Genomic DNA, 15577 nt, shown 5'->3' with positions numbered 1-15577 from the left:
CCAGTCTACTGCTTTTGGATTTTGCCTAGTTAACGCTAAGATTAGCTTACTAATTTTCCAATATTGGATTCAGCGGTTTTATTTAGAGAAATTGTACCATTTCCACCGATACCACCGTTATTTCCTTGGCTTCCTATATTATGGTGATAAAAAATATCACGATAAGAACCATACATTGCCGTATAGGAAAGAGGGATGGTAATAAGTAACCCTAAACCAAATGGAATAAGGCTAATAGCAAGAATAAAGAACAGTAAAATAAAGAAGAAGAAACCACCAGATAAGTTTATTTTTACTGCTGCAAGGCTCGCTTTAACTGCAGGGAATGCTTTATAACCATTGACTAATACAAGCGCAGGAACAAACCAATAGGCTGCAGTACTCAACGCACCAAAAATAGCGATAATAACAAAAAATAATGTAAACCCAGATGCGTTATCTACCATCATTTCTGCAATAATTTCATCAGGATAATCGCTATTAATAGCATAAATAATATCCATCATAGCGGCGCTACTGACGAGAATAGCAATAATAATACCAGCAAGTAAAATTAGGAAACTAATACCATAGGCACCCATTAAGCTAAGGTAACGTTTGTTATAAAAACCAAAGAATAGAGTATCAACATCAATACGTTGAGTCTCATATTGTTGATGGGCAATTGCTACGACACCTGCTGCTAATACAGTAGTAATAAAAGGTGAAATGATTGGACCAATTAGCGGAATAAATCCAAGAATGGTCGATATAATAAGACTAACGATAAAGTAGATAATAATAACGCCTATCCACATCCAAAAACGTTCTTTTATTAAATCCCATCCCAGCCCTAACCAGCGAACACCGCCTGAGGCACCTCGTGCTTGAGGAATAGGCGTAAATACCTCTTGTGGCTCTGTTTGCGATGAATTGTTGTCTTGTTCCATTTCCTGTACCTTAATCCCAATATCTTTGTTTATAAATATAAGCTTTCTATAATATCTTTTTGTTTTGTTACTAATCAACTGCATTAAAGCTAATATAGGTTAAGGATAATCTTATTATGTGTATTTTTACTGAGGGAACCGTCATTCTTTAATTAATATAAAATGATTTAAATAATTTAAGTTAACTTCATCTAATAAAAAATGACTTTATTTATTTTGGATTTTTTTAATCCTATAAAAACAAAAAGCAGCGTTTAAAACCGCTGCCTCTTAAATTAAGATTAAGTAGATTAACTTAATAGATAACTTTATGGCCGTAAGACTCGAGGATGGATTTTACATTTTCCATCGTCTCTTTTGACGGTGGATGAATACCATCTAGTTTGTACTCTTCTCCTAAAGCTACCCATTTATGTTTACCGAGCTCGTGGTAAGGAAGAAGTTCTACTTTTTCGATATTTTTCATATCTTTAATAAATTCGCCTAAACGATGAGCAGAATCATCATCATCAGACCAACCCGGCACAACAACATAACGAACCCATGTTTTTTGGCCTCGTTTTGCTAAATAACGTGCGAATTCAAGTGTACGCTGGTTTGATACACCAACCAGTTTTTGGTGGATCTCATCATTGACTTGTTTTAGGTCGAGCATCACTAAGTCTGTGGCATCCATTAATTCATCGATAACGGGATCATAACGACGAACAAAGCCATTAGTATCCAGGCAGGTGTGGATATTTTCTTTTTGGCAAGCACGAAACCAGTCACGCACAAATTCTGCTTGCAAAATTGCTTCGCCACCTGAAGCAGTAACACCACCGCCAGAAGCATTCATAAAATGACGATAGGTAACAGCCTCTTTCATTAATTCATCAACTGTGACGATTTGCCCACCATGAGTATCCCATGTGTCACGGTTGTGACAATAGAGGCATCTCATTAGGCATCCTTGAAAGAAAACAATGAAACGTATTCCGGGACCATCAACAGTACCGCAGGATTCAAATGAGTGGATACGACCAAGTACGGACATAACAGGGTTACTCCAAAACTGTCTAATAAAAAGGCCCCAAAGTAGGGGCCTTTATTCTAAGCGATTTTATCTACTTTCTCAGTAAATAAATGCATATAGTTATCTTAATTACATTGTTTGTGTAAATGTACGAGTGATAACGTCTTGCTGTTGTTCTTTAGTCAGTGAGTTAAAGCGAACTGCGTAACCAGAAACACGGATAGTTAACTGAGGATATTTCTCAGGATCTTCCATTGCTTCTAACAGCATTTCACGATTCATCACGTTAACGTTCAGGTGTTGACCACCTTCAATGCCTGCTTCGTGGTGGAAGTAACCATCCATCAGACCAGCAAGGTTTGCCTTACGAACATCATCATCTTTACCTAATGCATTAGGTACGATAGAGAAGGTGTAAGAAATACCATCTTTCGCATAAGCAAATGGTAGTTTCGCAACAGAAGTCAGAGAAGCTACCGCACCTTTTTGGTCACGACCGTGCATTGGGTTAGCACCTGGTCCGAATGGTGCACCAGCGCGACGACCATCTGGAGTATTACCTGTTTTCTTACCATAAACAACGTTTGAAGTAATTGTCAGGATGGACTGTGTAGGTACCGCATTACGGTAAGTACGCAGTTTCTGAATTTTCTTCATGAAACGTTCAACTAAGTCACAAGCGATGTCATCTACACGAGAATCGTTGTTACCGAATTGTGGATATTCGCCATCAATTTTGAAGTCAACTGCCAAGCCGTTTTCATCACGGACTGGAGAAACTTTCGCATATTTGATTGCAGACAGTGAGTCAGCAGCAACAGATAGACCTGCGATACCACATGCCATTGTACGATAAACATCACGATCATGAAGTGCCATCAGAGCGGCTTCATAGCTGTATTTATCGTGCATGTAGTGGATAACGTTCAGTGCAGTTACGTACTGAGTTGCTAACCAATCCATAAAGTGATCCATTTGATTCATCACAGTATCGAAGTCTAAGACTTCATCCATGATTGGTGCATGTTTTGGACCTACTTGGATTTTCAGTTTTTCATCAACACCACCGTTGATGGTATACAGTAAGGTTTTCGCTAAGTTTGCACGAGCACCGAAGAACTGCATTTGTTTACCCACAACCATTGGGCTAACACAACAAGCGATAGCATAGTCATCACTGTCGAAGTCAGGACGCATTAAGTCATCATTTTCATACTGGATTGATGAAGTATCGATAGAGACTTTCGCAGCGTATTTTTTGAAGTTGATAGGTAATTGTTCAGACCACAGAATGGTCATGTTTGGTTCTGGTGATGGACCCATGGTATATAGAGTATTTAAGAAACGGAATGTATTCTTAGTTACCAGAGTACGACCATCTAAGCCCATACCAGCTAAAGATTCTGTTGCCCAAATTGGGTCACCAGAGAACAACTCATCATATTCAGGAGTACGTAAGAAACGAACCATACGTAATTTCATGACTAAATGGTCAATTAATTCCTGAGCTTGTTCTTCTGTCAGTAAACCTGCTTCAATATCACGTTGGATGTAGATATCTAAGAAAGTAGATACACGACCAAATGACATTGCAGCACCGTTTTGAGATTTAACAGCGGCTAAGTAACCGAAGTAAGTCCATTGTACTGCTTCTTTCGCATTTTGAGCTGGGCGAGAAATATCGTAACCGTATTTCGCAGCCATTTCTTGGATTTGACCTAAAGCAGCGTGCTGCTCTGCGATTTCTTCACGCAGTTGGATAGTCATTTCCAGATCTTCGCCTTTTTCCATTCTTTCTTGTAAAGAGGTGAATTGGGCAAATTTGTCTTTACGTAAGAACTCAATACCGTATAGAGCAACACGACGGTAGTCACCAATGATACGACCACGACCATAGGCATCTGGTAAACCTGTTAAGATACCAGATTTACGGCATTTCAGGATGTCTGGAGTATAAACATCGAAAACGCCTTGGTTGTGAGTTTTACGATAATCAGTAAAGATTTTTTTCAGTTCTGGATCCAGCTCACGGTTGTACGCGTGGCAAGAACTTTCAACCATACGGATACCACCGAATGGGATGATTGCACGTTTCAGAGGTGCATCAGTCTGTAAACCTACGATTTGTTCTAAATCTTTAGCGATGTAACCTGCATCGTGAGATGTGATAGTTGAAGCAACAGAAGTATCAAAATCAACTGGCGCATGTGTGCGGTTTTCGATTTTGATGCCTTCCATAACTTGTTCCCAAAGTGTATCAGTTGCTTTAGTGGAACCTGCTAGGAAAGATTCGTCGCCTTCATATGGAGTATAGTTTTTTTGAATAAAGTCACGAACGTTAACGGCGTTCTGCCATTCACCTTCAGAAAAACCTTTCCATGCTTCAGCAAATTTTTCATTTAAATCAGACATGATACTTCTACCTTTTTACAATGGAACTTAAGAAATCAGTCATATCTGCACGGATTAATGTTTGTCACCGCGCAGATGCATTAACCAGTATACCAGACCGACTAGGACTGCCCCGCCAATAATGTTACCGATAGTGACAGGTAATAAATTATCAGAGAGAAAATTTGATACAGTTAAATTTGAAAATTGTTCGGGTGATGCACCTACTTTAGTCCAGAATTCTGCTGGTGCAAAATTCTTAATAACAATACCTAAAGGAATAAGGAACATGTTAGCGATACTGTGCTCAAAACCACTAGCAACGAACATACCGATAGGTAAAATCAGTGCGAAAAGCTTGTCAATCAGCGTACGGCCTGCATAGCTCATCCATACTGCAAGACAAACCATTAAGTTAGCTAGAATACCTAAACAAACAGCTTCAATAAACGTGTGCTCAAGTTTATGTTGTACAGTTTGTAACACATTCAGCCCCCAAAGCCCATTTGCTGCCATATGCTGACCAGCAAACCACATTAAGGCGACAAAAAAGAGTGCGCCAATAAAGTTACCAAGATAGACATTTATCCAGTTAGCAAACATTTTGCCCCAAGATATACGTCCAGTTGCTTTAGGAATAATAGTAAGAACAGTTGAGGTAAATAAGTCCGCGCCACAAACGACAACGAGCATTAACCCCAGAGAGAAGCAGATCCCACCGACTAATTTAGCCAGCCCAAAAGGAACAGATGCGGTACCTGTAGTAGCAGTAATATAAAAAACAAAAGCAATTGATATAAACATTCCCGCAGTAAATGCAGATAAGTAAGTCGTTGGAATATGTTTATTTGCTTTATAACAACATGCATCATCGGCAACTTTTGCCATATCAGCAGGTGATAATAAATTAAAAGGGCTGTCAGCTTTCATACTAACACTCTCTTATATGTTGGAATAATTATAGCACGCAATAATAGTAGCAAAGGGGCTTACTTCTAAAATTGATATGGATCATGGTCACTCATTAGAACCTTGGTTTTAGTGCGTAAAAACCCGCTATTTCAGCTATAACTATTTGATTAATAAAATGAAAAAATTTTTTAAAAATTATCAAAAAATTTTAGACCAGCTGGATAAATAAAGTAAAAAGTAAATATAAAGTATTATTTAAACCCCGTATGTTAAGAATTAAAAATCAAATTTAACGCCTTATTTACTTTTATAATAAATATAAACATTACTTTATTTGTGGTTAATCTTTAATGATTACTCCAGCCATATACCCATTATAAAAATAAGGTTTTTTAATTTTTGAGATCTGGTTAAACAAATAGCAATTTAAACTAGATTTATGTGATATTGTTAGTGTAAAAGTTCAATATGTGTTTATGATGTCATATTAAATGCCTTAAATCGTCACTTTTGCCATATTTTGACAATTTTGTCAGGTGGCAAATTTGTCATATTGACAAATCTGTCAATATTTTATTTTTAGCAAAATAAAACACTCTACTTTTCAATAGAGTGTTTCAATTTAAATACGCGCTTATTATTCAGTTAAAATTAGTTATTATTTGATAAATAACCTTAAGCAAAATAGGTTTATTTAATCGATTGACGTTTTGCTTTCTGTAATTTCTCATAGGCCACAAGTAATGACTGATGAATAGGTAAATTAGCTAAATCAGCATCAATCGTTTGTAATCCGTAAAATGCTTGTTTACCTTGTATTGCGTTTAAGGCTGCCTGTAATGTTTTTTCGCCATACATACGAGAAAACGCGTGCATATATTGTTCTGGTTCACGTTCAGTCTCTTGTTGTAATAATAAGAGATTGTGCAAACAGCGATAATAGTTTTGACGCTCTGGCGTAAATAAAGAAGCATTAAAATCTTGAGTCCATTCAACCCAAACCAGCGCTTGATCAAGATCGCCACCTGCAAGAGCTAACATTGATTTTAATTCACCTACACGTAAATGGCTCCAACCATTATCTTTACCCGGTGCAATACCAATCATCTCTCTGATACGTGTAAAGTCATCTAAACCATCTTCATCAAATTGACCAATAAGAGAAAGATACTCTTCTTGAGAGCCTTGGCTTGTTGGTAGAGAAAGAATAGTGTCACGCCAATGTACACCCATAATATTATTGGCTAATTGTAAATCTTCAGCGGGATAAATATCTGATAAACCCGGTACTAAAATACGACAAGCGTAAACACCTAGATGTGAGTAGTCCATAATATAGACTTCTGCATCGCACTGCTGGCAAAGTGACATTAATGTGTGGAACTCTTCTTCTGTTGTACCACTGAAGTTCCAATCAACAAATGCATAATCGGCATCTTTCTTAAATAGATCCCAACTAATTAGACCACTTGAATCAATAAAGTGTGTTTCAAGGTTAGTATGATCACCGACTTCTTCATCATCAAAGCTTGGTGGATTAAAGACATCGAGATCTTTAAGGCTACGCCCTTGCAATAATTCAGTAACTGTACGTTCTAAAGCCACACCAAAATCAGGATGAGCACCAAAAGAAGCAAAACAAGTGCCATTTTGTGGGTTGAATAACACGACACAAATAACAGGAAATTGACCTCCTAACGATGCATCAAAGCTAAAGATTGGAAAGCCTTCTTGCTCTAATGTTTCAATCGCTTCAATAACAGCAGGATAGCGAGTTAAAACTTCTTTCGGAATTTCAGGTAAGCTAATTCTTTCAGTGATAATGCGATTTTTTACATAACGTTCAAAAACTTCAGAAAGCCCTTGAACTCGAGCTTCATTCTTTGTATTTCCCGCTGACATACCATTAGAGGCATATAAGTTAGCAATAATGTTTACGGGAATATAAACAGGCTTTTCATCGGATTGGCGTATGAATGGAAGGGCGCAAATTCCGCGATCATGATTACTTGATTGTAAATCAACTAACTCACTACCACATAATTCACCTTCAGGATCATAAAATTTGCGTAAACGCTCATCTAATAAGCCAGCAGGAACAGAGTCATCTTCTGTCAGTGGGAACCATTTTTCACTTGGATAGTGAACAAATTCACCTTCTGCAATATCACTACCTAGCCAGAAATCAGAGAAAAAATAATTGGTGGAGAGACGTTCGAAATATTCACCTAGTGCAGAGGCTAATGCCGCTTTTTTGCTGGCACCTTTACCGTTAGTAAAACATAAAGGGCAATCTTTATCGCGAATATGAACAGACCAAACGTTAGGAACAGGATTTAACCATGAAGCTTCTTCAATGTTAAATCCTAAGTCGGTTAATTTTTGTTGGAAGCGAGCGATAGAATCTTCCAGTGCGGCATCTTTGCCAGGAATAAATGTTTGTGACATGGCAGGTTTCATCAATATTTTGCTGGTGATAGTTAGGGGCACATAATACTGAAATCCCTTGTAATGCACTAATAATTTCTCTCATTTACCCAAGTCTGATTATATTCACCATTCATAATTTATTTGATATATGAGTTTTTTTAATAAATTCGTTCGATTTATCACGGAATTAATAATTTTAAATCATCATAATTGGATTTATTTATAAATTCATAAGGGATCAGTTCGATGATGAAAAAAACATTGCTCGCTAGCCTGTTAGCTGTAATCAGTGGTTCTGCTTTTGCCTTACCTAATGTCACCATTTTAGCGACAGGTGGCACAATTGCTGGTGGTGGCGATTCAGCAACGGCATCAAGCTATACAGCAGGCAAATTGGGTATTGATACATTGATTAATGCAGTACCTGAGGCTAAAAAAATCGCTAACTTAAAAGGCGAGCAAGTCGTGAATATCGGTTCTCAAGATATGAATGACCAAGTATGGCTCAAGTTGGCTAATAAAATTAATGCAGATTGCGATAAAACAGACGGTTTTGTTATCACTCATGGTACAGACACCATGGAAGAAACAGCCTATTTCCTTGATTTAACCACAGCATGTAAAAAACCAGTTGTTATGGTGGGGGCAATGCGTCCTGCAACGGCATTAGGTGCTGAAGGCCCTTTAAATCTTTTTAATGCAGTTGTGATTGCAAGTGATAAAGCCTCTGAAAATCGTGGTGTGTTAGTGACCATGAATAATGCGGTTATCAGTGGTAAAGATGTTGTAAAAATGAACACGACTGAAGTGCAAGCATTCCAGCCTGTTAACGCAGGTGCTCAAGGTTATGTGCATAACGGTCAGGTTCATTATTATACTGCGGCATTACCTCGTGCGGATAAACCCATATTTGATGTCAGCAAACTGACTGAATTACCAAAAGTGGGTATTGTTTATAACTATTCAAACGCCTCTAATTTACCAGCAAAAGCCTTTATTGATAACGGTTACAAAGGTATTGTCAGTGCCGGTGTGGGTAACGGTAATTTATATACTGATATTTTTGATACCTTAGCCGATGGCGCTAAAAAAGGTGTCGTTGTTGTGCGTGCAAGCCGTGTACCAGTTGGTTTTACTACACAAAATGGTGAAGTGGATGATGCAAAATATGGTTTTGTTGCATCAGAGCGCTTAAATCCACAAAAAGCGAGAGTGTTATTGCAGTTATCTTTGACAGAAACACAAGATCCAGCGAAAATCCAAGAAAACTTTGAAAGATATTAATATTAGTCAATTTTTCAGCTTCTTAAGTTAAACCAGAAAATCATCCGTCAATTAATAACGGATGATTTTCTTTATTTATTAATATTATTTTATTTTACGGAATTTATCATATAAATTAATTAGAGCATCTTCATTAAAAATATTGTGTGTTGATTTGTTTAGAGTAAGGTATCGATGTGTTTTTAATGCGCCTTGATTAGTAAAACGACTACTATTATCTGCGTTGATAGCTATACGATGTAATTTTGAATACATAAAAAAGGGATCAGTGCTATTATACCATTTATAGTCATCAGTGCGTATATTCGCTATTACTCCCGTTGAAGTATTTTTAAAATGAGAATTATTTGTTAATTTTATTAAAGAAGAATTTCCAGCTATAACACCATAGTTTTTAAAAGTGGATGCATTATCTAGATTAATATTTAATTTATTTGAACTCATAATAGCATAATTATTTATAGTTGAATTACTTGTGTGTATGTTTATTTTATTCGCAAATAAAATCTCATCCATATTGCCTTCATTACCAATAGTAAGATTTTTACTGATGTATTTTCCGAGTAAACGACTGCCTTTTTCATTATTAATTAAATGAAATTTATTGCTTCCTAGCCTTTGTTCTACGATATTAATTCCGCTATAAATATTGATGTTCTGACTGGCATGAACTCTCATATCAATACTGACATTGTTACTGATAATATTAAGCTTATTAAAACTTGTGGTTAAGTATTTAGTGGGTATGTTTTTATTTTCGCTAAAAATAATTTTCCCAAAATATTTAGTATCTATTCCTTCTCTACTATAAGAATTAAAACGAGATAAAAAATTAGCCGTGTTGTATGAAATTAAATTATCTTTAGAAGTATCAATATATGCTGTTGCTAAAGTTTCAGATAATGTATTCGAAAAACTACATCCATTACAGCTGATACCATTTGGATTGGCGATAATAACATGGGCAGCATTACCTTTTACACTAATATTACCTGCTAAATAAGAAGAAGGACCTCTGACGATTTCATTAATAATATATTTTGCTTTTGCTGTTTCATTATTTAATATAATGCCGCTTTCATCTACACTAAAGTGATTATATTTATTATGTGATATTTTGTTTTTATCACTATCTGCAATTAATATCTCTGCTATATCATCACGGTTATTATAATCTCTTACCGTTGCAGATGAATTTTCTTGAATGGAAATATGGGTGCTATCATTATAGATAGCATAGAGTTTATCGTTAGAGTAACATGTTGAAGTAAAGATTGAAGCGATTACTATTAACTTTAATTTCATGGTTTTTCCTTTTACACCTAATTTTTAAGTTAACTTTATAATTATTATTTGTTAAAATAAATGTATGTTTGTGTAAAAGGTTTTTATTTGAAAAATTATCCATAAGAATTATATTAAAGATAATGATTATAGGCTTTTATCTATTGTTTGTTTTTATTGTTTATTACTTTTTTTACAGTAATAAATGCAATAACTGGGGTAATGGAAAATACAATAAATAACCAATGAGCGGCATTTTGTGCCCCACTAATCCCACCGGGTTCGGTTAATCCAGCCATATTCACAATAGTACCTGAAATGGCTGCACCTACAGCTGTTGAAAAAAGTTGTATTGTAGTAATTGAAGTTGCCGCTTTTTGAGCTTCTTGCCCCTGAGAAACGTGTAAAACATGGGTTAAATAGTGGGGCCATGCCATGCCGATTCCGGCACCTGTAAAAAAGAGAGCGATACAAATAATGATAATTTGCCCATAAACTATGGTTAGTACATTAGAAATAAATAAACCAAGGATCACAATAGCTATAAAATTAATCATTGGGCCAAAGCGCATTAATCTTTGAGCTGTAGATTGTTTACTTGATGAAGAGATGATGGCAGAAAAAGACCAACCTGCACCAACCAATGCCGCTAAATAACCTGAAAGCAGAGGGGGAATATTATGGATAATTTGCAAGAAATAAGGCACAAAGACTTCTGTTTGTACACTGATCCCTAATAAAGCCATGGTGAGATATATTGGTGCTAACGGTGCAGAAAAAGAAAATGTTCCTTTAGGAAATAAACCATCATTTGATTTTTTATCAATATTGACTAACAGTAGAATAAAGATAAAAGCAAATACAAAGGATAAAGTGTTATATAAAATAACGTTATAAAGACTACCAATAGAAATAGATAATACAGCAAACATTAATAAAATAAGTTGTTGATAAGGTAATGGCGTTTTCGTGATAATATTATCGGCATTGTTTTCGGTAGGAAGAATCACAAATAATAAAATAGCGTAAGGAATGCCAACAAATAAAATAGACCAAAATGCTCCACGCCAAACATCATATTCAGCAAATATTCCACCTAGTGCTGGGCCTAATAGTGTCGATATACCCCACATGCTAGACATTAATGCCATAGCTCTAGACCAAAGTGGTTGAGGAAACATGACTCGGACTAAAGAGTAAGCAAGTGCTAGCAACATTCCTCCGCCAGCGCCTTGGATAAATCGTCCTAAAAGTAATACCTGCATTGAGGGTGCTGTCGCACAAATAACAGAACCTGCTAAAAAGCAAATAGTGGCAAAGAGATAACTATTACGAGGTGCAAATACACTCAGTAATCGTGAGGTTAATGCAGAAGAGAGAATTGAAGCTAGAATAAAAACAGTGGTATTCCATGCATATAAATTAAGTCCGCCAATATCACGCACAATCGAAGGTAGCGTTGTGATCGTGATATAGACATTTATTGCGTGTAATGCGACGCCTCCTGCTAAAGCAAGAGATTTTAGACTATTTTTTCCATGAAGAAGCATTCCCCAGCTTGCTTCTTCTTTTTTATTTACACTCCCCGACATAAAACACTCCTAACCATCATTTTTATGTTCTGTATATTATGCGTTAGTTCACAATAATCATTGCGCCAATTTAACGGGAATGATACAACCGATAAAGGTCATTTTGTAAAAACATATTCAGATAGGGTGAATTTGAATGAGTCAGGTATATAACTTTAGTGCAGGTCCGGCTATGTTACCGGCAGAAGTTCTTCGTCGTGCAGAGTTAGAATTATGCAACTGGCATGAACTTGGGCGTTCGGTTATGGAGATTAGTCACCGCAGTAAAGAGTTTCTTGAAGTTGCTCATCAGGCAGAACAAGATCTTCGCGATCTTCTCAATGTGCCAGAAAACTACAAAATTCTTTTTTGTCACGGTGGTGCTCGAGGCCATTTTGCTGCTTTACCTCTCAATTTATTGGGCGATAAAGCAAGTGCTGATTATATTGATGGTGGTTATTGGGCTAAAAGTGCAGCCGAAGAAGCTGAAAAATATTGTTCGCCAAATATCATTAAAATTAAAACAGAAGTTGATGGCAAAATTGGTGTTAAGCCAATGAAAGAGTGGCAATTAAGTGCCGATGCTGCTTATGTGCATTATTGCCCAAATGAAACCATTGATGGTATTGCTATTCATGAAGAGCCAGATTTTGATGACAGTAAAATTGTTATTGCTGACTATTCATCTTCTATTTTATCTCAACCAATAGATGTTAGCCGTTTTGGTGTTATCTATGCAGGTGCACAAAAGAATATTGGCCCAGCAGGGTTAACTCTTGTCATTATTCGTGAAGATTTATTAGGCAAAGCGCGTAAAGAAACACCTTCTGTGTTTGATTACACTGTGCTTGCTGAAAATGATTCCATGTTTAATACACCACCTACCTTTGCTTGGTATCTATCAGGTATGGTTTTTAAATGGTTGAAAGAGCAAGGTGGCTTACAAGAGATGGCGAAACGTAACTATGAAAAAGCAACGCTTCTTTATAGTGCAATTGATAATAGTGATTTCTATATCAATCGTATTGCTACAGAAAATCGTTCACTAATGAATGTACCTTTCCAAATGTCTTCTCCAGAGTTAGATGCTGTATTCTTAAAAGAGGCAGAAGCACAAGGATTAGTCGCATTAAAAGGTCATCGTGTATCAGGTGGGATGCGTGCTTCAATTTATAACGCAATGCCATTGGAAGGTGTTCAAGCATTAGTTGATTTTATGGCTGACTTTGAACGTCGTCATGCGTAATAAATAAAATCTAGAATAAGAAAGCCTGCTTAAAATACAGGTTTTCTTATTTATTCAATATTTAAGATGTTAATAATTAAAATTGAATTACTAAGTACAGAATTAATAAATAAAATGTAAGTACCTAAATAAATTGATATTTAATTAAATGACATTTCTGCTTAAATAACTTGTTTATTGGAGTTTCTACCTGTTTATGGAATCGTTAACATTACAACCTATTGCTCATATCGAAGGTGTTATTAATTTACCAGGATCAAAAAGTGTCTCTAACCGTGCATTGTTATTAGCTACATTGGCTAAAGGTAAAACTCGTCTAACCAATTTATTAGATAGTGATGATATTCGCCATATGCTTAATGCATTAAAAGCGTTAGGTGTAAAATATCAATTATCAAATAACAATACGGTATGTGATATTGAAGGGCTAGGAGGGGAATTTAAAACACATTCACCATTAGAGCTCTTTTTAGGTAATGCCGGAACAGCAATGCGTCCATTAGCTGCCGCACTAAATCTCGGTCAGCATGATATTATTCTTACTGGTGAACCTCGTATGAAAGAGCGTCCAATTGGACATTTAGTTGACGCTTTACGCCAAGGTGGTGCAAAAATTGACTACCTTGAACAAAAGGATTATCCACCCATTCGCTTACGTGGTGGTTTTTTAGGTGGTAATGTTGAGGTTGATGGTAGTGTTTCTAGTCAATTTTTAACGGCATTATTAATGACCGCTCCTTTAGCTGAGCAAGATACGACTATCACCATTAAAGGCGAATTAGTCTCAAAACCTTACATTGATATTACCTTGGCGTTAATCAATACTTTTGGTGGGAAAATTGAAAACCAAGACTACCAATGTTTTGTTATAAAAGGTGGCCAACAATATCAATCACCAGAAAAATACCTTGTAGAAGGTGATGCTTCCTCTGCTTCTTATTTTTTAGCTGCCGCCGCCATTAAAGGGGGTACTGTACGTGTTACAGGTATAGGTAAAAATAGTTTACAAGGGGATATTCATTTTGCTTCTGTACTTGAAAAAATGGGGGCAAAAGTGCGTTGGGGGGATGATTATATTGAGTGTGAGCGTGGAACATTAAAAGGCATTGATATGGATATGAATACTATCCCTGATGCAGCAATGACCATTGCTACCACGGCACTTTTTGCTGAAGGTGAAACGGTTATCCGCAATATTTATAACTGGCGCGTAAAAGAAACTGATCGATTAGCGGCAATGGCAACTGAGTTACAAAAAGTAGGTGCGATGGTTGAAGAAGGGCATGACTATTTAAAAGTAACGCCACCAAAGCAGTTAATCACTGCGGATATTAAAACTTATAATGATCACCGAATTGCGATGTGTTTTTCGCTGGTGGCACTTTCTGATACGCCAATCACTATTCTTGATCCGGGATGTACCGCAAAAACTTTTCCTGATTATTTTGAGAAATTAGAAACACTTTCTAAACGTAATAATTAATGTAAAAATTATTAATAAAACAAGTCAAAATTAAATCAGTTAAATCGGTCATATTGGACTTTTTGAAGAACAATATGGCCGATTTTTATTGTAATTAAACTAAAAAACGCGCCATCTCGAAAAAATAATATTAAATAAGACTCTTTAGTACTTATCTGCTGGTTTCTTCCTATACGTTGTATGCGTATAATGTCGCGCATATATTAAAGACTGTTTTTCTCTGCTTGAACACTATGCCTATTATATCAATGTAATAAGCGCAACAAACACAGAAATGCAGTGTCCACGAAAAGGAGAAACTCATGGCGGTTATCGTCCCTGTTATAACTGTTGATGGGCCCAGCGGAGCAGGTAAAGGAACATTATGCCAAGCATTAGCAAAAGCGTTTGGCTGGCACTTACTCGATTCTGGCGCTATTTATCGTGTCTTGGCATTAGCGGCTTTACATCACCGTGTTGATATCACTTCAGAAGATGCTTTAGTACCTTTGGCTGCAAATTTGGATGTGCGTTTTATCCCTAATGAGAATGGTTTAAGTGTCATTCTTGAAGGTGAAGATGTTTCATCTGAAATTCGAACAGAAACGGTTGGGAATACAGCCTCACAAGCTGCGACTTTTCCTCGTGTAAGAGAAGCATTACTGCGTCGTCAGCGCTCATTTCGTACAGAGCCAGGCTTAATTGCAGACGGCCGAGATATGGGTACAATAGTTTTTCCTGATGCCCAAGTGAAAATATTTCTAGAGGCAAGTGCTGAAGAGCGTGCACGTCGACGCATGTTACAGTTGCAGGAAAAAGGCTTTAATGTTAACTTTGAACGCCTTTTATCCGAGATAAAAGAACGCGATTATCGTGACCGAAATCGCGCGGTTGCGCCACTTGTTGCGGCGAAAGATGCATTAATTCTCGATTCTACAAGCTTGTCTATTGACGAAGTCATTGAAAAATCGTTGACTTATGCTAAAAAAAATCTGCAATTATCAGCGTAATTAATTTTTATTTCGTTTATACTAGGTAATTATCTAAATCGGG

11 protein-coding genes are annotated in these 15577 nt (G+C 36.5%); 4 read left to right on the top strand and 7 right to left on the bottom strand.

Going from position 1 to position 15577, the window contains the following annotated elements:
* Positions 1–41: 41 nt before the first annotated feature.
* The 5 genes from DK858_RS14660 to ycaO all read right to left on the bottom strand — a co-directional run bounded on the left by DK858_RS14660 (position 42) and on the right by ycaO (position 7695).
* Complete coding sequence (locus DK858_RS14660; protein ID WP_109398032.1) at positions 42–929, bottom strand: BPSS1780 family membrane protein; 888 nt, start codon at positions 927–929, stop codon at positions 42–44.
* A gap of 295 nt (positions 930–1224) precedes the next feature.
* A complete protein-coding gene (pflA, locus tag DK858_RS14655) occupies positions 1225–1965 on the bottom strand; it encodes a pyruvate formate lyase 1-activating protein (protein ID WP_023581312.1) in 741 nt (246 codons plus the stop codon).
* 108 nt (positions 1966–2073) lie between these two features.
* The gene (gene pflB, locus DK858_RS14650) at positions 2074–4356 is read right to left on the bottom strand and encodes a formate C-acetyltransferase (RefSeq protein ID WP_072062808.1); all 2283 of its coding nucleotides are present in this window, start codon (positions 4354–4356) and stop codon (positions 2074–2076) included.
* 54 nt (positions 4357–4410) lie between these two features.
* Positions 4411–5265, bottom strand: a complete 855-nt coding sequence (gene focA, locus DK858_RS14645; protein ID WP_109398031.1) for a formate transporter FocA — start codon at positions 5263–5265, stop codon at positions 4411–4413.
* A gap of 672 nt (positions 5266–5937) precedes the next feature.
* The gene (gene ycaO, locus DK858_RS14640; RefSeq protein WP_109398213.1) at positions 5938–7695 is read right to left on the bottom strand and encodes a 30S ribosomal protein S12 methylthiotransferase accessory factor YcaO; all 1758 of its coding nucleotides are present in this window, start codon (positions 7693–7695) and stop codon (positions 5938–5940) included.
* Positions 7696–7923: 228 nt separating this feature from the next.
* On the opposite strand from ycaO, the gene ansB reads away from it, so the two are divergent.
* Positions 7924–8961: an L-asparaginase 2 gene (gene ansB, locus DK858_RS14635; protein WP_109398030.1), complete on the top strand. Its 1038-nt coding sequence runs from the start codon at positions 7924–7926 to the stop codon at positions 8959–8961.
* A gap of 84 nt (positions 8962–9045) precedes the next feature.
* On the opposite strand, the gene DK858_RS14630 is transcribed toward ansB, so the two are convergent.
* Both DK858_RS14630 and DK858_RS14625 read right to left on the bottom strand, forming a co-directional pair.
* Entirely contained in the window at positions 9046–10266 is a 1221-nt protein-coding gene (locus tag DK858_RS14630) for a two-partner secretion domain-containing protein (protein ID WP_109398029.1), read from the bottom strand.
* A gap of 140 nt (positions 10267–10406) precedes the next feature.
* Complete coding sequence (locus DK858_RS14625) at positions 10407–11837, bottom strand: MFS transporter (RefSeq protein WP_109398028.1); 1431 nt, start codon at positions 11835–11837, stop codon at positions 10407–10409.
* Positions 11838–11973: 136 nt separating this feature from the next.
* Here DK858_RS14625 and serC point away from each other — a divergent pair, with 136 nt between their 5' ends.
* The 3 genes from serC to cmk all read left to right on the top strand — a co-directional run bounded on the left by serC (position 11974) and on the right by cmk (position 15534).
* Entirely contained in the window at positions 11974–13062 is a 1089-nt protein-coding gene (serC, locus tag DK858_RS14620) for a 3-phosphoserine/phosphohydroxythreonine transaminase (protein ID WP_109398027.1), read from the top strand.
* Positions 13063–13258: 196 nt separating this feature from the next.
* The gene (aroA, locus tag DK858_RS14615) at positions 13259–14545 is read left to right on the top strand and encodes a 3-phosphoshikimate 1-carboxyvinyltransferase (RefSeq protein WP_109398026.1); all 1287 of its coding nucleotides are present in this window, start codon (positions 13259–13261) and stop codon (positions 14543–14545) included.
* Between the two features lie 302 nt (positions 14546–14847).
* Positions 14848–15534 carry a (d)CMP kinase gene (gene cmk / locus DK858_RS14610; RefSeq protein WP_109398025.1) on the top strand — a complete coding sequence of 229 codons (687 nt, stop codon included), beginning with the start codon at positions 14848–14850 and terminating at the stop codon, positions 15532–15534.
* Positions 15535–15577 lie beyond the last annotated feature (43 nt).

The organism is Proteus faecis (assembly GCF_003144395.1).
Lineage (GTDB): Bacteria > Pseudomonadota > Gammaproteobacteria > Enterobacterales > Enterobacteriaceae > Proteus > Proteus faecis.
The sequence above is the reverse complement of the archived record's forward strand: the minus strand, read 5'-3'. Positions and strand labels throughout refer to the sequence as shown.

Bases quoted from the DNA above. Each gene is read 5' to 3' on its own strand.
- DK858_RS14660 (WP_109398032.1), bottom strand. From the start codon at position 929: ATGGAACAAGACAACAATTCATCGCAAACAGAGCCACAAGAGGTATTT.
- pflA (WP_023581312.1), bottom strand. From the start codon at position 1,965: ATGTCCGTACTTGGTCGTATCCACTCATTTGAATCCTGCGGTACTGTT.
- pflB (WP_072062808.1), bottom strand. From the start codon at position 4,356: ATGTCTGATTTAAATGAAAAATTTGCTGAAGCATGGAAAGGTTTTTCT.
- focA (WP_109398031.1), bottom strand. From the start codon at position 5,265: ATGAAAGCTGACAGCCCTTTTAATTTATTATCACCTGCTGATATGGCA.
- ycaO (WP_109398213.1), bottom strand. From the start codon at position 7,695: ATGTCACAAACATTTATTCCTGGCAAAGATGCCGCACTGGAAGATTCT.
- ansB (WP_109398030.1), top strand. From the start codon at position 7,924: ATGATGAAAAAAACATTGCTCGCTAGCCTGTTAGCTGTAATCAGTGGT.
- DK858_RS14630 (WP_109398029.1), bottom strand. From the start codon at position 10,266: ATGAAATTAAAGTTAATAGTAATCGCTTCAATCTTTACTTCAACATGT.
- DK858_RS14625 (WP_109398028.1), bottom strand. From the start codon at position 11,837: ATGTCGGGGAGTGTAAATAAAAAAGAAGAAGCAAGCTGGGGAATGCTT.
- serC (WP_109398027.1), top strand. From the start codon at position 11,974: ATGAGTCAGGTATATAACTTTAGTGCAGGTCCGGCTATGTTACCGGCA.
- aroA (WP_109398026.1), top strand. From the start codon at position 13,259: ATGGAATCGTTAACATTACAACCTATTGCTCATATCGAAGGTGTTATT.
- cmk (WP_109398025.1), top strand. From the start codon at position 14,848: ATGGCGGTTATCGTCCCTGTTATAACTGTTGATGGGCCCAGCGGAGCA.